Here is a 19058-nt window from a genome sequence, read left to right as displayed (position 1 = left end):
GCCCCCGACCGAAAGGGCAGCCTTCGGCCGAGTGTGAGCCGGCCGGTTGTGAGCGGAGCCGGGTCGCTCAGGGGAGGCGGTCGAGCGCGGCGGCGAGGCGGGAGACGGTGCCGTCGACGTCGGCGAGCTTGTCGAGGCCGAAGAGCCCGAGGCGGAAGGTCGAGAAGTCGGCCGGCTCGCCGCACATGAGCGGCACGCCCGCCGCGGCCTGCACGCCGACCTCCTTGAACTTCGCCCCGCTCTTCAGGCCGGGGTCGTCGGTGTGCACGACGACGACGCCGGGCGCCTCGAAGCCGGGGGCCGCGACCGAGACGAAACCGCGTTCGGCCAGCAGCGCCCGCACCTTGCCGCCGAGGTCGAACTGGGCGGCGCGCACCGTCTCCAGGCCGCGATCGCGCGTCTCCTTCATGTACTCGACGTCGCGCGCGAGGGCGTCGGTCGGCATCGTCGCGTGGTAGCCGGTGACGCCCTCGACGTAGCCCTCGGTGATGGCGAGCCACTTGCGCAGGTCGGCGGCGAAGCTCGTCGAGGTCGTCTGCTCGATCTGCGCGCGGGCGCGCTCGCCGAACATGACGAAGCCCGCGCAGGGCGACCCGCTCCAGCCCTTCTGCGGGGCGCTGATCAGCAGGTCGACGCCCAGCTCCCGCATGTCGGCCCACACCCCGCCGGACGCGATGCAGTCGAGCACGAACAGGCCGCCGACCTCGCGGGTGGCCTGCCCGAGCGCCCGCACGTAGTCGTCCGGCAGCAGGATCCCGGAGGCGGTCTCGACGTGGGCCGCGAAGACCATCTCCGGGCGTTCGGTGCGGATCGTGTCGACGACCTCCTCGATGGGAGGCGGTGTCCAGCCCGCCGGGTGCGCGTCGCCGACGGGGCGCGCGGTGAGCACGGTCACCTTGCCGGGGATGGAGCCGGCGTCGAAGATCTGGCTCCACCGGTACGAGAAGAACCCGTTGCGCACGACCAGACAGCGCGCGCCGGTGGCGAACTGGCGAGCCACCGCCTCCATCGCGTAGGAGCCGCCGCCGGGCACGATCGCGACGGTGTGCGCCCCGTAGGTCTCCTTGAGGATGTCGATCGCGTCCTGCATGACACGCGTGAAGCGTGCCGACATGTGGTTCAGCGAGCGGTCGGTGAAGACGACCGAGTACTCCAGCAGGCCGTCGGGGTCGATGTCAGCGCGAGGAAGCTCCATGCTGACCCACCGTAGAACGCTCGGTGCGCAGACGGTTGGCCACCGCCTCCATTCCGATGACGATGACGACGCCGAGCGCGCCCAGCAGGGTCGGCACCAGCCACTCCCCGCCGGTGGGTAGCTGCATCGCGGTGCTGTCGAGGCCGTTCGGCCACGGCCACAGGATGCGGATCGAGCCGACCATGAGGCCGACCATCGAGGCGATGACGAGATCGTGGTGGTGGTGCAGCAGCCAGCGCAGGGCACTGGAGGCGAGCGCGAGGCCGGTCGCGCAGCCGAGGGCGAAGATGCCCAGCACGAGGAAGTTGCGTTCCGCGACGGCCCCGAGCACCTGCGCGTACAGCCCCATGAGCACGAGCAGGAACGAGCCGCTGATGCCGGGCAGGATCATCGCGCAGATCGCGATGCCGCCGCCGAGGAAGAACGCCCACCACGGGGCGGTGATCGCCGAGCCGCCGCCACTCGCCGGGCTCAGACCGAGGAGCACGAACGTCAGCACCGCCATGACGGCACCCGCGACGAAGTGCACCGGGGCGGGCATGTCGAGCTGGCGCCAACACAACACGACGGCGCCGGCGATGAGCCCGCAGAAGAGGCCGGCGAGCTCGACCGGGTGGGTCGCCAGGGCGCTGCTCAGCGGGCCCGACGCGATCATGATCATCGTGAGGATGCCGACGCCGAGGGCGCCGAGCCACAGCCACGGCACGCGGGAGACGGCGCGGCGGGTGCCGGGGATGTCGCCGCGCAGCAGCTTGAGGACGACCGCGACGCACGAGTGCAGCGCCTCGATGAGCTGGCGGTAGATGCCGAGCACGAGCGCGACGGTGCCGCCGGAGACCCCGGGCACGATGTCGGCGGCGCCCATGACCGCGCCGCGCGCGAGTTGGGGTAGCGCGACCCGCACGCTGCGTCCCTTCGTGCGGGTGGGCGTGGTGGACGGTGTCGACGAGTCGGTCAGGTCAGGCACCTGGCCAGGCTAGGTGTGCAACCTGGACGGAACCTGTGTTTTCCTTTGCTTGTGTCTCTCTGCCTGTGTTTGTTCGGTCACGGCGGACATCGGCGGTGAGGTCGGCTCCGGGGCGATTAGCCAGCGGCAACAACGGAATCCGGCGATGTTGACGCGGCCCGCTTGTCGGCATCGCGTGAACCCGAACGCTTTTGGATTCCCGGTTGCGTGTCGATGGGTTACCGTGACGCGAACGAAAAACCGTACCAGCAGCGATGAGGACCGATGACCGAGGAGTTCCTCGAGCTCGCCCTGAGCATGTCGAGCGCCCGGCTCGACCACGACCGCCGCCCGTGGATCGTCGGGGTCGGCCATCTCATGGGCACCCCCTTCTCCGAGGAGTTCAGCGAGGAGACCTTCAAGTCCGCGCTGAATACCGCTATGACGACGACCGAATTCCCCAGCGGCCCGGTCGTCTACGTGCCCGAGACCTACGTCCAGGAGGTCGGCGAGGACTACCGCCTCGTGCGGATCGTCAGCGACGCCGCGCCGCACCTCGAGCTGCAGATCGGTCTGGGCGGAGCCGGTGTCGTCGCCCTCGGCCTCACCCGCAGCGACATCCTCGACGACGGCTCGACGATGCCGGGCGCGGTGACGCTGTCCGACGTGGAGTCGATGATCGCCGACACCGTGACGCTGTCGATCGCTGCCGCCCTCGAGTTGGGGTACACGGGTCACTTCGAGTACTGCACGGCGATCGCCTACTCGCGCCCCGACGGCACGCTGACGTTCCTCGCGATCGACGAGGAGACGGGTCAGATGACGACGACCCGCGAGGGAGTCGCGCAGTTCGAGCCGGTGTTCAGCGACTTCGAGTTCTCCTCGCGGACCACCCCCCGGCAGGTGCACGAGTTCATCTACTCGGTGGCCACCCGCGTCGCCGAACAGTTCGAGGGCACACCGCAGCTGACCACGCTGCACGACGAGGGCCACTCCGACTACACCCAGGACCCGCTGGCGGGCGAGGGCCGCCGCTGACCCCGCGGCGTTTCGCCGGATACGCCCACCGGTACCTGGCAGGCTGTGCTCGCGAGCGCCGGGCGGCGGGCCCGAGGCGCCAGCTCGGAAGGCGGTTCACGTGCAGCACCTACCTGTTCCTCCGCTCGAGCACACCGCGAAGACCTACCTGCGGGCCGTGCGGCCGCTCGTCGACGACGACGACGCCTTCGCCCGCACCACCTCGCTCGTGGCGGACTTCGTCGCCTCCGACGGGCCGGCCTGCCAGGCCGAACTCGAGGCCTTCGCCGCGCAGGAGAACGGCGCTGGCCGCAGCTGGCTCAGCGAGGCGTGGCTCGCGGGCTATCTCACGGTGCGCACCCCGGTCGCCCTGACGACGAGCGCGACCCTGCGGATGCGCCTCGGTGACCGCGACGCCCATCCCGCGGGTCGAGACGGCGGTCTCGACTGGGCCGCCGACGCCGTGTACCGCCTCGCGTCGGTGCACCTGGCGTACCTGCGCGGTGAGCTTCCCGCCGAGACGACGCCGCGCGGGGAGCCGGTCTGCGCGACTCAGCGGGAGGTGCTCGCCGGCGGACTGCGACACCCGCGGGCCGACGGCGTCGACGAGATGCGCCCGGGCGACCCGTCGCCCGTCGCGCGCGAGATCGGCGTGCTCGTCGAGGATCGCTATGTCGCGGCTCCGATCAGCGACGACGCCGGCCGGCCGTTGTCGCGGGCGCAGGTGCGCGCGTTGCTCGCGGCCGCCCTGCGCGAGGCGCCGTCGGCCGAGCTCGTGGAGCCGGGGTTCACGACCGTCTCCAGCCTCGGCAGCGAGGTCGCGGCGCCGCTGCTGGCGGAGCTGCTCACCGACCCGGGCAACGCCGCGACGTACGAACGCCTCACGCAGGCGCTGTTTCTCGTGCGCCTCGACGAGGGTGGCGACGCGCCCGTCGAGCAGCTCCGACGCGGCGCGTTCGAGCCCGGGCAGGCCTGGGCCTACAAGACGTTCACGTACCAACTCGGGCTGGCCGACGGGTTCGCCGCGACGCACATGGAGCACACCGCGATCGACGGCGGCACGCTCAAGGCCGTCGTCGAGGCGGCCCAGCAGGTGCCGGACGGCGCGATCGATCCGATCGATCCGGGCGCGGGTTCTCCGAGGGTCGAGCCGCTGACCTGGCGGCTGACCGCGCAGCAGCGTGACCGTCTCGCGCTCGAGGCGGCCCGGTACGCGCGGGCGGCGGCGGACCACCGCCTCGAGCTCGTGCGCGTCGACGCCCCGCGCACCGATCACCTGTCGTTCCGCGTCAGCGACGACGCCGTGCAGCAGTGGCTCTTCCTGTACGCCCAGCTCGCCACGTACGGCCGGATCCGCAGCACGTACGAGTCGGTCGACATGCGGCACATGCAGGCCGGGCGCACCGAGTGCCTGCGCGCCATCACCCCGGAGGCGGTGGCGCTCGTCTCCGCACTGCTGCCCGGCTCCGCGTCGTCGGGCTCTGCGGATGAGACGGACAAGGCCGCGCTCGTGGACGCCGCGTTGGCCGCGCACAAGCGCTGGGTGCAGGACTGCAAGACCGGGCAGGGGATCGATCGGCACCTGCTCGGGCTCCGGCTGGCGGCGGGCCGTCTCGGTCGGCAGCCCGCGCTGTTCGACGACCCCACCCTGACGACGCTCGGCACGGACTTTCTGTCGACGACGTCGCTGGGCGATCAGTCGCAGATCTCCTGGGTCGCGTTCGCCCCGACCAGTCCCGGCGGCATCGGCATCTACTACTCGCTCGTGCCCGGCGGGTACGAGTTTCTCGTCAGCCACCGCGCCGGCGACACCGAGTCGTACGAGGCCTTCGTCGCGAACCTGCGCGCCGGCGCCGCCGCGATGCAGGAGCTGTTCGCCGCCCTGTGACGGGCGTGCGAGCGCGTCGCCTCGACCGACTCACCCCTTCGCCTCCGACCAGCGCTGCACGACGGAGGTGTCGGCGACGAAGCGCACCGGAGTCGGGCTCCACCGCCGGGCGGCGTCGGCCAGGGCGGTCTCGACGCGCCGGGCGACCTCGTCGGCGTGCTCGGCCGGGGTGTGCACGAGCAGCTCGTCGTGCAGGCACAACACGATCCGGGCGCCGAGGTCGGCGGTCGTGGCGCGCACGGTCGCGGCCCACGCCTTGAACAGCTCCGCGGCGGCGCCCTGGATGATCGCGTTGCGGGCGAACCGGCCGCGGGCGGCGTCCAGGCGCGGGTCGGCGCCGACCGGCGCGGTGGTCAGGAACCGCCCGGTCGGGATGAGCCGCCCGCCGTAGGTGCGCACCGGCTCCCCGCGGGTGCCGGCGGCGTACGCGCGGTCGAGGTGCGCCATCGCGACGGGGTAGGCGCGCTCCAGGCCGCGCAGCGCCTCCCCGGCGGGCCCGCTGCGCTGGCCGTACATGGCGGCGAGCACCGCGACCTTGGCGATCGGCCGCTCGACCCGCAGCCGCGCGGCCACCGGCGCGTACAGGTCGTCGGCCAGGGTGGCCTGCGCGAACGCCGCGTCGCCGGAGACGACGGCGAGCACCCGCGGCTCGATCTGACCGAGGTCGGCGCGCACGAGCGCATGCCCGGGGTGGGCCGCGACGCCGGCGCGCAACGCGGCGGGCAGGTTGTGCAGGCCCGCCTCGGCGGTCATCCGGCCGCCGGCGCCGTCGCACGCGGTCCAGCGGCCGCGCAGGCGGTCGTCGGAGCCGATGTGCTCCTCGATCCAGCGCAGCCCGTACGTCGTGGCGATCCGCTCCTCGCGCCGCCATCGCAGCAGTGCGGGCACGATCGGGTGCGCGTCGGCGAACCCCTCGAGCACGTGCTTGCGGGTGCTCGGCACGTCGATGCCGACCGCCTTCAGCAGCTCGCGCACCTGGGTGGGGTTGCGCAGGTCGGTGTGTTCGCGGCCGGGCGCGTGGCGCAGTACCGCCGCGTCGCGTTCGCCGCGGGGGCCCGACAGCGGCTCGACGAGGGCCAGCAGCGCGGCCCGGTCGACGGGCAGCCCGTCGCGGGCCAACTCCTCGCACAGCACCGCCGCGGCCGACTCGGCATGCACGGTCGACACGACCCGCGGCCCGATTCGCATCGCGCGCTCGCGTTGCCCCGCGGCGCACTCCAGGGCCGCGTCGGCCCAGGCCAGCAGCCGGTCGTCGGAGTGCTGCCCGGTGGTCCCGGCGCGCTGCCAGGTGCCCGCCGCGGCGTCGGGGCGCAGGTACCCGTCGGCCCGCACCAGCGTCTCGTCGGCCAGCGGCCGCTCGAGCGCGATCGCGGCCTCGAAGAGGTCCCCGGTCGGGGCGCCCGGCACGCCGTCGCTCGGGAGACCGTGTGCGGCGGCCCAGGCGACCCCCGGCCCCGCCTCCCATCCGCCGCACAGAATTCTGTGCGCTTCGGCGATGTCCCACGCCCGCGCCGGCCGGATCCCGGCCTCGACGAGCGGCGCCGCGGCTTCGGCCGCCGACCACCACACCCAGCGGGGGCGTTCGCGCTCGAGGGCGCGGACCGTCTCCAGGGCCCGGGGCAGGTCGAGGACCACGCGCCGGCCTGGGCCGAGGAGGGCGGCGCGCGGGGCTGTTCGGCCGCCGGGGGCATCGACGACGAGCGCCGTCCAGTCGGCAGGTCGGTCGCCGGATCGGTCGGCGGGTCGGTCGGCTGGCCGGTCGCCGGGTTGTCCGGCGGGAGGGTCAACCGGTGGATCGGCGGGCGGGCCGGCGTTCACTCCTGTGCGGCGGGGCCGATCGCGTCGAGATAGGCGGTCAGCGCGGCCTCGTCCCAGCGGGATTCGAGGTCGGCGCCGACGCGCTCGGCGACCTGCGCGGGGTCGCCCTCGGCGGGCGTCCACTCCCCGCGCGACCAGCCCGCGAGGTAGTCGTCGCTGCCGGTCTCGCCCAGGCGCATCGCCGCCTCGTCGATGGCCTCCTGGAAGCGCGGCGCGAGCGGCGCCTTGATCACCTCGTCGCCCTCGCGCACGGTCACCAGCGACGGCAGATCGCGCCACGACATGATCTGGTACTCGGTCATGCGCGCATCGTCGCACGGGCTCGCTCCTCGACATGCGATCGCCTCGTATATGGCCCTCTAGGGGAATGGCGAGAGGCGCGCAGACAAAGGCGGCACCTTGTCGCCCAACTGAACACCGACCGATGGTGCAGAACACCGGAAAGTCGACGGGACACCGGCAGATCGACGGGACACCGCCGATCGCAGATGTCTGGTCGAGTAGCCGGTGTCCGGTCGGGGAACCGGTGTTCTGTTGCGGAGCCGGTGCCCCGTCCGTTGTCCCGCTCGCGGCAAGCCGCTTGCCCCGCGCACCGCCGCTTGCCCCGCCCCGCCGCCCGCCGCCGCTCGCCGCCGCCACTCGGCTCGAATGCTCGCCCATGCGGCGGTCGGAACCCCCAGGCGTGCGGATGCGGGCGACTGCCTGGCGACCGAGGATGCTGTCTATGACCGACTCGCGACGACGAATCCTCATCACCGGCGCCACCGGCGGCATCGGACTGTTGCTCACGCGGCGGCTGCGCGGCGATTACGACGTCGTCCAGCAGGGCCGCACCCCGGCCACCGACGAGCAGGAACGCGAGCTGCGCCGCGCCGACCTCGACGACTACGAGCAGGTGCGCCCCCTCATGGAGGGCGTCGACACCGTGCTGCACCTGGCCGGCGCCGCCTCCCCGGAGTCCGACTGGGAGGCGGTGCTGACCGCCAACATCATCGGCACCCGCACCGTGCTCGAGGCCGCCCGCGAAGCCGGCATTCGGCGCGTCGTGCTCGCCTCCTCCAACCACGCGATGGGCATGTACGACCGCGACGAGCAGTGGCCGGTCTACGCCCACCAGCCGCCGCGGCCCGACTCCCTCTACGGGGTGAGCAAGGTCTTCGGCGAGGCGCTCGGGCGCTTCTACCACGACGAGTTCGGGCTCGACGTCATCGCGCTGCGCATCGGTTGGACCACCGCCGACCCGCTGGAGACCGACACCGAGCTGCTGCGCGCGATGTGGCTCAGCGAGGACGACACCGAGCAGGTGTTCCGCCGGGCCATCGAGGCGCAGGTGCGCTTCGGCATCTACTACGCAGTCTCCGACAACCCCAACCGGCGCTGGGACATGACGAATACGATGCTCGATCTGGGCTACCGACCGCAGGACGACTGGACGCGGCGCGCGCCCGAGGGTGAGCGCGTCGTCGAGGGCGGTGCTGCCTCGCCCGACGACTGGCCGAAGGGCTCCTAGGCCGTCCGCCAGGTCGCCGCCCCGCCGAGAATCGGGAAGGACGCACGCGATGAACGCACCCAGCGAGGGCGCCGAGCGGCGGCTGGCGGTCTACGGCACGCTCGGTCCCGGCGGCCCGAATCACCATCACATGGCCGGCATGCAGGGCACCTGGACCCCCGGAATCGTGCACGGTCACCTGCACGAGAGCGGGTGGGGCGCCGCGATGGGCTACCCCGGCATCGTGCTGGACGCGCAGGGCCCAGCCGTCGCCGTGCAGCTCTTCGACTCACCCGACCTGCCCGAGCACTGGGCGCGCCTCGACGCCTTCGAAGGCCCGGGCTACGAACGCGCCACCGTCACCGTGCGCACCGACTCCGGCGACCGCCCGGCCATGATCTACGCCCTTGCCGGTGAGGCGATCCCGCGCTGAGCCGGACTCGTCGGCCGTCGGCGGGCCGGCGCGGCGACGACCATTGACCGGCGTCGATGGCGCATGCCACCATCCACCTAGTGGTCACCTTCGGGTGAAAAGTGACCACCGCCGAAGGGGCCGTGTCCACGCCCGCCAGCGCCGCACATTGCCGCACAGTGCCGCTGAGCACCCCTGACGTGGGAGCCGGCCTCTCCGTACCGTCGAGGAGACGCATCATGACCCTCCAGCACGAGCGGGCGCCGGTGGGCGACCTGCACGACCTCGTGACCCGCCGCGAGCCCGGGCACAGCCTGGAAGCGACCTTCTACACCAGCGCCGACGTCTTCGACCTCGACCTGCGCGCGATCTTCGAGCGCCACTGGCTCTTCGTCGCCACCGAGCCCGAGCTGCCCGAACCCGGCGACTACGTGACGGTCGAGATCGGCACCTCCTCGGTGATCGTCCTGCGCGACGACGACGAGCAGGTGCGCGCGTTCCACAACGTGTGCCGCCACCGCGGCTCCCGCCTCCTCGACGCCCCGTGCGGCAGCGTCGGCAACCTCGTCTGCCCCTACCACCACTGGGTCTACGGCGTCGACGGCAGCCTCATGCACGCCGACAATCAGCCGCCGACGATGGACCGCAGCCGCTACGGCCTGCGCCCCGTGCACGCCCGCACGGTCGGCGGATTCGTCTTCGTATGCCTCGCCGACGAGCCCCCGGCCGACTTCGACGAGGTGATGAGCCGGGTCGAACCGTTCCTCACGCCGTACGGCATGGCCGGCGCCAAGGTCGCCCACCAGGTCGACATCGTCGAGGAGGGCAACTGGAAGCTCGTCATGGAGAACAACCGGGAGTGCTACCACTGCGACGGGCACCCCGAGCTGCTCACCGCGTACTTTCCGCTGCACGGCTACACCGCCGACGACGTGCCGCCCCGGCTGCAGCCGGTGTGGGACCGCTTCGAGGAGGCCACCACGGCCCTCGCCGACTCCTGCACGCGCAGCGGCTTTCCGCAGGAGTGGATCCGCGAGCTCGACACCCGGCCCACGGGATTCCTTGTCGAGCACGCCCCGCTCGACGGCGCCGGCCAGTCCTACAGCGACGGCGGCAAGGCCGTCTGCCGCAAGCGCATGGGCGCCATCGACGACGCCCGGTTCGGCGACCTGCACCTGCACCTGCAGCCGAACTCGTGGTTCCACATGCTCTCCGATCACGCGGTCGTATTCTCCGTGCTGCCGATCTCGCCGACCCGCACGTTCCTGCGCACGACGTGGCTCGTGCACCCGGACGCGGTCGAGGGCGTCGACTACGACGTGGAGTCGTTGACCCACGTGTGGAACGCCACCAACACCCAGGACAGCGTGTTCGTCGCCCGCACCCAGAGGGGCGTGCAGGATCCGGGCTACCTGCCCGGCCCGTACTCCGAGGTGGAGGGCGATGTGGAGGCCTTCGTCGCCTGGTACGTCGGCCGCCTCCAGGCGTACTTCGAGGTCGGCGCCGACGGCGACCTCGGCGCCCGCCCCGGCCGGTGATCGGGCCGGGGCGTGATGCGCCTCGGTATCGTGACCGCATGGCCGGCGGCGACGAGGGCGTAAAGCTGAACCAATCGGTGATCAAGGCGATCACCCTGCTGCGCGCCACCGCCGCCGACAGCGAGGCCAACATCTCCTCGCTCGCCCGCACCGTCGGGCTCCCCCGGGCGACCGCCCTGCGCCTGATCAAGACGCTGGAACAGGAGGGCTTCGTGCTGCGCCCGCCGGGGGAGGAGCGGGTGCTGCTCGGCCCCGAACTGCTACGGCTCGCCCGCGCCTCCGACGAGCAGCGGCTGCTACAGGAGGTGGCGTCGCCGATCGTGCGCGAACTCGCCGAACAGGTCCGCGAGACGGTCACGCTCAGTGTCGTCGCCGCCGACGGGGGTCTCGACCTCGTCGAGCAGGTCGACGCGCCGCATCAGCTGCGGCCGCGCTCCTGGGTCGGCCAACGATTCCCCCTGCACGCCAGCGCGAGCGGCAAAGTTCTGCTGTCGACCCGCCCGGAGACCGAGGTGGCCGAGTTCCTGCGCGAGCCGCTCCCGCGCTACACGGCGGGCACGATCACGACGGCCGCGGCCATGCGCGTCGAACTGCAGCGCATCCGCACCCAGGGGTACGCGGCGGCGCGCGACGAGGAGGAGGAAGGCCTGACCGGCATCGGCGTCGGCATCGTCCTGGCCTCCGGCGCCCTGGCCGGGGTCCTCACCGCCGCCGGACCCACTCAACGTCTCGACGGGCGGCGTGGCCGCGCCGCCGCGGACCAGCTTCGGCGTGGCGCCGCACGCGTCGCGGCGACTCTGTCCGGTGGGCGCCCCCGCGACGCCCTCGTCGGTGCGCGCGCCGGCGTCTCCGGGTAGCCGACGGTGCCCGATGGTCCCCGTTCGTCGCGCCGACGGCACCGGCATCGCGACTCCTGTGGTCTCCGCCGCTCTCGTCGCTCCCGTCACGCCGCGAGCCGGCGGCGTCCGCGGGTGCTCGTCGCGCTGCTCGTCAGCGCCACGATCGCGATCGTCCTCGCGGGTGTCGTCATGGGCGCCCTGACCGGCCTGCAACGCCGCGTCATCTACTTCCCCGACCGCAGCGCGGTGCCTACGGCCGCCCACGTCGCACCGGGCGGTCGTGACATCGTGCTGCACACCGACGACGGCCTCGACCTGCAGGCGTGGCTGCTGCCCCCGGCGCCCGGCGTCACCGACCGCAAAGTCGGGGTGCTCTACGCCCCCGGCAACGGCGGCAACCGCGCGGGCCGGGTCTCGCTGCTCACCGAACTCACCGCCCGCGGGCTGACTGTGCTCGCCCTGGATTACCGCGGCTACGGCGGCAACCCTGGCAGTCCGTCGGAGGAGGGGCTGGCCGCCGACGCCCGCGCCGGCCTTGCCGCCCTGCGCGCGGACGGCCTCGACGCCCGGCACACCCTTTACGTCGGGGAGTCGCTCGGCACCGGCGTCGTCGCCCGGCTGGCCGCGAGCGACCCCCCTGGTGGGGTCCTGTTGCGCTCCCCGTTCACCTCGCTGGCCGACGCCGCCGGCGCGCTCTACCCGTGGCTGCCCACCCAACGGTTTCTGCAGGACCGATACCCGGTGCTCGACATGCTCGCCGGCTCGACGACACCCGTCAGCGTCGTCATCGGCGAGGCCGACGAGATCGTGCCACCCGAACAGAGCCGCCGCGTCGCCGCCGCCGTCACCCTGCGGGACGAGCTCGTTGTGCCAGGCGCCCGCCACAACGATCCGGTGATGTTCGGGCCGGTCGTCGCCGACGCGGTGCTCCGCCTCGCGCCCGGCTCTTGAGGGCTCTTCGGGGGCTCCCACCAGGCTCCTAGGGGGCCCCTGCTGCGGTTTCGTGCGACCCCGCCCGCTCCGGACGCGGTCAGTGCGACGTCACGGCGGGAGCCAGCACGGCGCTGGCGATCATCGCGTCGAGCGCGGTGACGATCCGCGGCTGCGACCGGGCACCTGCTCGCACCGCGGCACGGATATGACGCGCCGGTCGCGGATCGCCGTGCAGCGGCACGCGCTGCACCGCGTAACCGCTCGGCAGATGCGCGAGCCGCGGCACGAGCGCCACCCCGAAACCGGCGTGCACGAGGGCGGCACCCGTCTCCCACTCCAAGCTTTCGTGGGCGATCTCCGGGGTGAAACCGGCCGCCACGCACGAACTCAGCACAAGCTGGCGATAGGGCCGCCCGGGGCGATCCATGATCCACGGTTCGCCGGCCGCCTCCGCCAGGCTCACCGACTCCCGGTCGGCGAGCCGATGCCGCGCGTGGACGAGCAGTTCGAGCGGGTCGTTGCCGAGCTGCAGCTGCTCGAATCGGCGATCGGAGAGGGCGGGCATCTCGTCCGTGGCGACGACGACCGCGAGATCGGCCTGTCCGGTGACGAGCATGTCGAAACACTCCAGCGGGTCGGCCTCGACGATGCGGGCGACGGTGCCGGGATGCTGCCGCAGGAGCTCGCGCACCGCCTCCGGCAGCAGGGTGGAGGCAGCCGTGGAGAAGCCCGCCATGGTCACCGCTCCCGCCTTGGCCCCGGTGCCGGACTGCACGCGGGCGCACACCGCCTCCCAGGCGGCGGCGACCTCGTCGGCGTGCTCGAGAAGCACCTGCGCGGCGTCGGTCAGGCGCACGCCGCGGCCCTGGCGCTCCAGGAGCGGCGCGCCCACATCGTTCGCCAGGGATCGCAATTGGGCTGAGACGGCCGACGGCGTGTAATGCGCCGCCTCGGCTGCGGCCGTAACACCGCCGTACCAGGCGACGAGCCGCAACGACTGCAGCCGGGGATCGAGCATGAAGAATGATTGCACGGTGGCATGCACGAACATGCGATTGTGCTCCAAGGTCCTGCGCGACCAGACTTCGGTCATGGCGGGCACCACGCAAGGGTCGTCGACCACGGCCCCGTCCCTCGATCCACTGCTGGAGCCCTACCGGCTCCGCCACCTGACGCTGCGCAACCGCATCGTCAGCACGTCGCACGAGCCGGCCTACACGCAGGACGGCATGCCCAAGGACCGCTACCGCGCCTACCACGTGGAGAAGGCGCGGGGCGGGGTCGGGCTGACGATGATGGGCGGGTCGGCGATCGTCGCGCCGGACAGCCCGCCGGCGTTCGGCAACATCGAGCTGTACCGCGACGAGGTCGTCACATGGCTCAAACTGTTGACACAAGCGGTGCACGACGAAGGTGCCGCCGTCATGTGCCAGATCACTCATCTGGGCCGCCGGTCGAGCAATTTCACCGGTGACTGGCTGCCGCTGGTCTACTCCAGCGCCGAGCGCGAGCCGGCGCACCGCTCGTTCCCCAAGGTCGCCGAGGCGTGGGACATCGAGCGGATCGTGCGCCAGTACGCCCAGGCGGCGGGACGGTGCCGCGAGGGTGGCCTCGACGGCATCGAGATCGAGGCCTACGGCCACCTGTTCGACGGCTTCCTCTCACCGGCCACCAACGACCGCGACGACGAGTACGGCGGCGACGAGCAGCGGCGGCGGGCCTTCGGTCAGCGGGTCCTCGCCGCGATCCGGGCCGAGGTCGGCGACGACTTCATCGTCGGGCTGCGGATGAGCATGGACGAGTGCCTGCCCGACGGGCTCGGGGAGGACGACACGGTGCCCGCCCTCAAGGCGTTCACCGCCGAGGGCGTCGACTTCCTGTCGGTGATCCGCGGCACGATCGGCACCGACGCAGCGCTGGCGAAGGTCATTCCCGGCATGGGTTCGCCGTCGGCGCCGCATCTGGACTTCACCGGCCGCATCCGCAAACTCGTCGACGTGCCGGTCATGCACGCGTCCCGGCTGTCCGATGTCGCGACCGCGCGGCACGCCGTACGCGACGGGCTCGTCGACCTGGTCGGCCTCACCCGCCCGCAACTGGCCGACCCCTACCTCGTCGCCAAGGTCGCCCGGCGCGAGGAGCACCGGATCCGCCCGTGCGTGGGCGCCAACTACTGCCTCGACGCGATCTACGAGTCCGGTGATGCCAAGTGCATCCACAACCCGGCGACCGGTCGGGAGCTGTCGCTGCCGCACGTCATCGAGCCGGCGCCGGCCGAGGCGCGGCGGCGCGCCGTCGTCGTCGGAGCCGGGGTGGCCGGCCTCGAGGCGGCGCGCGTGCTCGCCGAACGCGGCCACGCGGTGACGGTGCTGGAGGCCGCCGACAAGCCCGGCGGACAGGTGGTGCTCGCGGCCGCCGCCCCGCGTCGGCGCGACCTCATCGGCATCGTCGACTGGCGGATGGACGAGCTGCGACACCTCGGGGTCGACGTGCGCTTCGGCGTCTACGCCGAGGCCGGCGAGGTGAACGACCTCGACCCCGACATCGTCGTCGTCGCCACCGGCGGCATGCCGAACACCGGCGTGCTCGCCTCCGGCGACAATCTTGTGACGGACACCTGGGACATCATGAGCGGTCACGCGCGCCCCACCGGCAGCGTGCTCGTCTACGACGACAACGGCACCGAGCCGGCCCTCGGGGTCGCCGAGCTGCTCGCGACGCGCGGCGTGCACGTCGAGATCGTCACTCCCGAGCGCATGCTCGGCATCGGCGTCGGCGGCATGAACAGCCCGGCCTACCTCACCGCGTTCGCCGAGCGCGACGTGCGGGTCACGCTCGCGACCCGCCTGCGATCGGTCTCCCGCGGAGGGGAACGCAGGCTCGTCGCCACCCTCGGCAGCGACTACACCGACCGCACCTGGACGCGCGACGTCGACGCCGTCGTCGTCGAGCACGGCACCCTGCCGCACGACGAGCTGTACCACGAGCTGGTCGCCGACTCGGTCAACCTCGGTGAGGTGGATCAGGACGCGCTGCTCGCCATGCGCCCCCAGCAGGTGCACACCAACCCCGTCGGGCGCTACCAGCTGTTCCGCATCGGTGACGCCGTCACGAGCCGAAACATCCACGCGGCCATCTACGACGCGCTGCGCCTGTGCGTGGCGCTGTAGGCGTTCCGCCCCCCAGACCCCGAAAGGAGCCGGCCATGAGCATCACGCTCCCCGTCCCCAGCACCACCCACACCAACTCCCTCGAGCACAGCGACGGCGCGGTCACCTCGGCGCAGGGCGCCTTCGACGAGGAGCTGTTGGTGCGTCGCATCGTGCCGGTCACCCACGACGTGACCAGCTTCGTCTTGGAGGCGCCGACCGGCGCGCCGCTGCGCTTCGACCCCGGCCAGCACGTGCGGATCACCGTGACCGTCGACGGCCAGGAACTGCAGCGCAGCTTCACGATCGCCTCGCCGCCGACCCGCCCGGCCGGGCTCACGCTGACGATCAAGCGCCACCCCGGCGGCGTCGTCACCTCCTGGCTGCACGAGCGGCTGCGCACCGGCGACCGCGTGCGCGTGCAGGGACCGTTCGGGGCGTTCTCGTGCCGCGGCTACCCGGCCAGCCCGACCCTGGAGTTGCCCGGTGGCGGCTACCTGTTCCTGTCGGCCGGCAGCGGCATCACGCCGCTGATGTCGATGGCGCGCACGCTGGCCGACGAGGGCAGCGATGCCGACATCGCGTTCGTGCACAGCGCCCGCACCCCGGCCGACATCATCTTCCGACGCGAGACGGCGGCCCTCGCCGAGTCGGGGCTGTCGCTGCGCGCGCTGACCGTGTGCGAGACCGACTCCGTGGCCGAACGCTGGGAGGGCCCGCGGGGGCGGCTCGGCCGCGACCTGCTGCGCTGGGCCGTGCCCGACGCCGCCGACCGCGAGGTCTTCCTGTGCGGCCCGGCCGGCTACATGGACGCGACCCGGCAGCTCCTGCTCGACCTCGGTGTCGTCCCCGAGCGCATCCACCAGGAGAGCTTCACGGTCGCGGAGCCGGTCGCGCCCGCGCCCGCCTCGGGCACCGCGCGCACGGTGCAGCTACGCCGCAGCGGGCGAACCGTCTCCTGCGACGAGGCGCACACGGTGCTCGAGACGCTCGAAGCGGCCGGGGTTCGGTTGCCCTCCTCGTGTCGCCAGGGCATGTGCGGCACCTGCAAACTCACGCTCGTCGAGGGCCGGGTCGACATGGCGCACCAGGGCGGCATCCGGCCCCGCGAGATTCAGCGCGGCGGCTTCTTGCCCTGCTGTTCGCGCCCGGAGACCGATCTTGTCATCGACGCCTGACACAAGCGCCGGCCGACGGTTCGGGTCCGGCGGGCGGCGGCGCGGGGCCGGTCAGCAGCGGCCGAGCTGGCCCGAGGCGGAGTAGACGGCGGGGTCGGCGCCGTATCCGTCGCTGATGCTCCCCTCGAAGGTGACGCACGTGCGCTTCGCCTTCTCCACGAGCACGCCGGGCGTCTTCCCGCTCGTCGTAGGGCTGCGGAAGTAGGCCCCGGAGTCGTTGGACGGCTTGAGGATCGTCGATCCCAGCGCCTGCAGCCCCGGGGTGTTGGCGAACACCTGGAAGCAGACGGTGCCGCCGTTCTTGCCCGACGAGTAGAGCTTCCAGCGGGCGCTCGGGTGCCGGCTGCCGTCCGGCGCCTGCAGCGGGCCCGACTGGACCACGCGGCCCGAGCAGCGCTCGACGAGCCTGCCGTCTCCACGAGTTGGTGACAGTGCGTTGGCCGCCGGTGCGACCACCAGCGTGGCGCCACCGATCGCGATGGTCGCCGCGGCCGCGCACAGAGTCGTCCTGATCTTCATCCCCAGATTCCCCCTTGACATCGCGGGCGCTCCCCAGCGCCTCGCGATCACAGTCTTCCCCTAGATGGCACGAGCACGCTCCCCAGCGTCTCGCGATGAACAGCATTCCGCGCCAGCGAGTTTGGGGGATGAGTAGTTCTACTCGTTCGCCGCCCGGGAGGGTGGGGGCGGGCGAACCGGGCCCGCCCCCACCCCTCACCTTGGCTACGAGGGTTGGGTGCCCTGCGTGGCCTCCTTGCCGTCATCGACCTGGGCGCCCTCGGTGGCCTGTTGGGCGTCGCTGCCCTGGTCGCCCTCGGACTCCTCCGGCTCGAAGGTGTCCTGGCTGCCCACGGTGCCGCCGGCTCCCTGCGGGTTCAGCTCGTTCAGGTCCGTGCCCTCGTCGGGAGAACTGGGGGTGGTGTCGGTCATCGGATCCTCCTCGATCGCTGTCGTTCCCGGCGCCCGAAAGGCCGCCTTCGTCCACAGTGCCGCTGTCGGCGAGGTTCGGCGAGCCAGACCCGGGATCCGGTTCGGAGGAATTGACCGCTCGCGAGCGGTCAATCGACAACGTGGGCGAGTCTGTGCAGGTCAGTGCGCCGGCCGCGTCTCACGGCTCGGAATCGACCGCTCGATGATCGTCGAGCGGTCGATCCCGCGATGACGGGCGGGTGTGAGCCGCGGGAAGGTTCTGGGTAGACACTGCGTATTCCGCCGACCACAGGAGCCCCGGTGACCGATCGCCTCATGATCCAGACCCTCGCCTTCGCCGCCCGCGAATTCGACCGCCTCTACGGCTCGCTCGTCGAACAGGAGGAGCCGGGCCCGCAGGAGATCGCCCCCGAGGCGGGCTCGGGCGTGGCGTCCGAGGCCTCGAAGACTGACCCTCAGGCCGACTCGGAGACTGACTCGGGGACTGACTCGGTGTCGCCCGGGGAGTCGGCCTCCGAGCCGGCAGCCCCGCATTCGCCCGGGGACTCGCCCGGGGAGTCGGCCGCGCCGGTGCCCGACGTCGCCGGCCCCGGCGAGGCGGGGGAGTCCACCGGCTCCGAACCGGGCGACCCCGCCGAGCGGCAGCCGGAATCCCGCGGGCTGCTGCGCGGGGCGGCCGGGGCCGCGGGCACGGTCGTCGGTGGCGCCGCCTCCCTGGTCGTCGGGGCGGCCCGCCTCGGCGCGCGCACGATCACCGGCACCGTGCACCCGCGGGCCCGGGAGTGGTCGAGCGCCGACACCGACACGCGGATCGCCTGGTGGCAGGGCCGGCTGTCGACCGCCGTCGCCGCGCTCGCGGCGCTGCCCAGCGCCACGGGCCGCCTCGGACAGGCGCTCGGGGTCGTCGACGCGATCGGGGCCTCGGGCCAGATCCTCATGGCCAACGCGGTCGGCCGCGAGTTGGGCGCGGATCTGGCTGAGCGCGTGCGGGTTTCGGGGCTCGTCGCGCTCGGTGAGACGATTCCGGTAGGGGAGATCACCGAGGTGCTCGCCTCGGGCGAGGACGACCTGTCCGAGGCCGACGCCGACGACGAGGCCGTCGACGCCGAAGACGGGCCGCGCCTCGGCCGCCTCGGCCAGACCGCCCGGCTCGTGCGCACGGTCGCCGGCCGCGTGCGACGGCTGCGCTCCTCCCTCGGCGAGCGCCAGCGCGGCGGCCTTCTCGCGCGCGTCGCCAGCAACCTGCCGGTCGTCGGCGCCGCCGGCGGCTTCCTCGCCGAGCGCGGCGGCATGAAGCGCGCCGCCGACGCCGCCCGCCGCGCCTACACCACCTGACCGCCCCTGAACCCCGCCCAGCGCCCCGGCTCCCGCCCACGACCCGACCCCCGGCTCCCGCCCACGCCCCGACCCCGGCATCCGCCCACGCCCCGACCCCGCCCAACGACCGTGAAAACTGCGTGTCGTGGTCGGAACTGCAGTCCGTGTCGCAGTCCTCACCGCGACACGCAGTTTTCACGGTCGTTGCTGACGGTCGTTGCTGACGGTCGTAGACGCGTTCTCGGGCGGCGGCGCAGCACACGGACGGTGCGTTCTGCTCCCCGGGACGTCGTTCTCGGATGACGGGACGGGACCGCCCGGCTGCCTCCGAACCAACTCCGCGGAGGCGGCTTCGTGACAGCAGGGCGGTCCAGTCCGGTAGCACAGGCTCCCGTGCGAACCGGTGGGT

17 protein-coding genes are annotated in these 19058 nt (G+C 72.7%); 10 read left to right on the top strand and 7 right to left on the bottom strand.

The genetic code is table 11. The annotated features are described in order from the left end of the window. Nucleotides 1–67: 67 nt before the first annotated feature. Together PINTE_RS03205 and PINTE_RS03200 are read right to left on the bottom strand one after the other, a co-directional pair. Nucleotides 68–1195, bottom strand: coding sequence for an aminotransferase class V-fold PLP-dependent enzyme (locus tag PINTE_RS03205; RefSeq protein WP_068426128.1), 1128 nt, complete (start codon nucleotides 1193–1195; stop codon nucleotides 68–70). Continuing rightward, nucleotides 1176–2162, bottom strand: coding sequence for a DUF368 domain-containing protein (locus PINTE_RS03200; RefSeq protein WP_068426125.1), 987 nt, complete (start codon nucleotides 2160–2162; stop codon nucleotides 1176–1178). The genes PINTE_RS03205 and PINTE_RS03200 overlap by 20 nt, the downstream gene beginning before the upstream one ends. Nucleotides 2163–2426: 264 nt before the next feature. Between PINTE_RS03200 and PINTE_RS03195 the strand changes: the two genes are divergently transcribed. Then, nucleotides 2427–3179 carry a hypothetical protein gene (locus tag PINTE_RS03195; RefSeq protein ID WP_068426122.1) on the top strand — a complete coding sequence of 251 codons (753 nt, stop codon included), beginning with the start codon at nucleotides 2427–2429 and terminating at the stop codon, nucleotides 3177–3179. A 100-nt stretch (nucleotides 3180–3279) separates the two neighbouring features. Beyond that, entirely contained in the window at nucleotides 3280–5046 is a 1767-nt protein-coding gene (locus PINTE_RS03190) for a choline/carnitine O-acyltransferase (protein WP_068426119.1), read from the top strand. Nucleotides 5047–5076: 30 nt separating this feature from the next. On the opposite strand, the gene PINTE_RS03185 is transcribed toward PINTE_RS03190, so the two are convergent. Then, nucleotides 5077–6681, bottom strand: coding sequence for a DNA polymerase (locus PINTE_RS03185; protein ID WP_068426116.1), 1605 nt, complete (start codon nucleotides 6679–6681; stop codon nucleotides 5077–5079). Between the two features lie 179 nt (nucleotides 6682–6860). Next, entirely contained in the window at nucleotides 6861–7166 is a 306-nt protein-coding gene (locus tag PINTE_RS03180) for a virulence factor (RefSeq protein ID WP_068426113.1), read from the bottom strand. A gap of 422 nt (nucleotides 7167–7588) precedes the next feature. Here PINTE_RS03180 and PINTE_RS03175 point away from each other — a divergent pair, with 422 nt between their 5' ends. The 5 genes from PINTE_RS03175 to PINTE_RS03155 all read left to right on the top strand — a co-directional run bounded on the left by PINTE_RS03175 (nucleotide 7589) and on the right by PINTE_RS03155 (nucleotide 12093). Beyond that, nucleotides 7589–8374 carry an NAD-dependent epimerase/dehydratase family protein gene (locus PINTE_RS03175; RefSeq protein ID WP_157087049.1) on the top strand — a complete coding sequence of 262 codons (786 nt, stop codon included), beginning with the start codon at nucleotides 7589–7591 and terminating at the stop codon, nucleotides 8372–8374. A 49-nt stretch (nucleotides 8375–8423) separates the two neighbouring features. Beyond that, nucleotides 8424–8786: a gamma-glutamylcyclotransferase family protein gene (locus PINTE_RS03170; protein ID WP_068426108.1), complete on the top strand. Its 363-nt coding sequence runs from the start codon at nucleotides 8424–8426 to the stop codon at nucleotides 8784–8786. A 218-nt stretch (nucleotides 8787–9004) separates the two neighbouring features. After that, complete coding sequence (locus PINTE_RS03165) at nucleotides 9005–10303, top strand: aromatic ring-hydroxylating oxygenase subunit alpha (RefSeq protein WP_068426105.1); 1299 nt, start codon at nucleotides 9005–9007, stop codon at nucleotides 10301–10303. 38 nt (nucleotides 10304–10341) lie between these two features. After that, complete coding sequence (locus PINTE_RS03160; protein ID WP_084343170.1) at nucleotides 10342–11160, top strand: IclR family transcriptional regulator; 819 nt, start codon at nucleotides 10342–10344, stop codon at nucleotides 11158–11160. A 114-nt stretch (nucleotides 11161–11274) separates the two neighbouring features. Beyond that, nucleotides 11275–12093, top strand: a complete 819-nt coding sequence (locus tag PINTE_RS03155; protein ID WP_245642774.1) for an alpha/beta hydrolase — start codon at nucleotides 11275–11277, stop codon at nucleotides 12091–12093. 79 nt (nucleotides 12094–12172) lie between these two features. On the opposite strand, the gene PINTE_RS03150 is transcribed toward PINTE_RS03155, so the two are convergent. Next, nucleotides 12173–13126 (bottom strand): LysR family transcriptional regulator, encoded by a 954-nt coding sequence (locus PINTE_RS03150; protein WP_245642773.1) that lies wholly within the window; start codon nucleotides 13124–13126, stop codon nucleotides 12173–12175. A 40-nt stretch (nucleotides 13127–13166) separates the two neighbouring features. On the opposite strand from PINTE_RS03150, the gene PINTE_RS03145 reads away from it, so the two are divergent. Both PINTE_RS03145 and PINTE_RS03140 read left to right on the top strand, forming a co-directional pair. Next, nucleotides 13167–15245 (top strand): NADH:flavin oxidoreductase, encoded by a 2079-nt coding sequence (locus PINTE_RS03145; RefSeq protein WP_068426159.1) that lies wholly within the window; start codon nucleotides 13167–13169, stop codon nucleotides 15243–15245. A 35-nt stretch (nucleotides 15246–15280) separates the two neighbouring features. Continuing rightward, complete coding sequence (locus tag PINTE_RS03140; protein ID WP_084343169.1) at nucleotides 15281–16402, top strand: FAD-binding oxidoreductase; 1122 nt, start codon at nucleotides 15281–15283, stop codon at nucleotides 16400–16402. Between the two features lie 51 nt (nucleotides 16403–16453). Here PINTE_RS03140 and PINTE_RS03135 read toward each other — a convergent pair whose 3' ends face one another. Then, complete coding sequence (locus tag PINTE_RS03135) at nucleotides 16454–16921, bottom strand: hypothetical protein (RefSeq protein WP_157087048.1); 468 nt, start codon at nucleotides 16919–16921, stop codon at nucleotides 16454–16456. A gap of 204 nt (nucleotides 16922–17125) precedes the next feature. After that, nucleotides 17126–17332 carry a hypothetical protein gene (locus tag PINTE_RS03130; RefSeq protein ID WP_068426097.1) on the bottom strand — a complete coding sequence of 69 codons (207 nt, stop codon included), beginning with the start codon at nucleotides 17330–17332 and terminating at the stop codon, nucleotides 17126–17128. 300 nt (nucleotides 17333–17632) lie between these two features. Between PINTE_RS03130 and PINTE_RS03125 the strand changes: the two genes are divergently transcribed. Then, nucleotides 17633–18667 carry a hypothetical protein gene (locus tag PINTE_RS03125; RefSeq protein ID WP_068426094.1) on the top strand — a complete coding sequence of 345 codons (1035 nt, stop codon included), beginning with the start codon at nucleotides 17633–17635 and terminating at the stop codon, nucleotides 18665–18667. Nucleotides 18668–19058 lie beyond the last annotated feature (391 nt).

It is taken from the genome of Piscicoccus intestinalis NBRC 104926 (genome assembly GCF_001515525.1).
Taxonomy (GTDB): Bacteria; Actinomycetota; Actinomycetes; order Actinomycetales; family Dermatophilaceae; genus Kineosphaera; species Kineosphaera intestinalis.
Note: the sequence above shows the minus strand (reverse complement) of the source record. Positions and strands in the feature narration are given on the sequence as shown.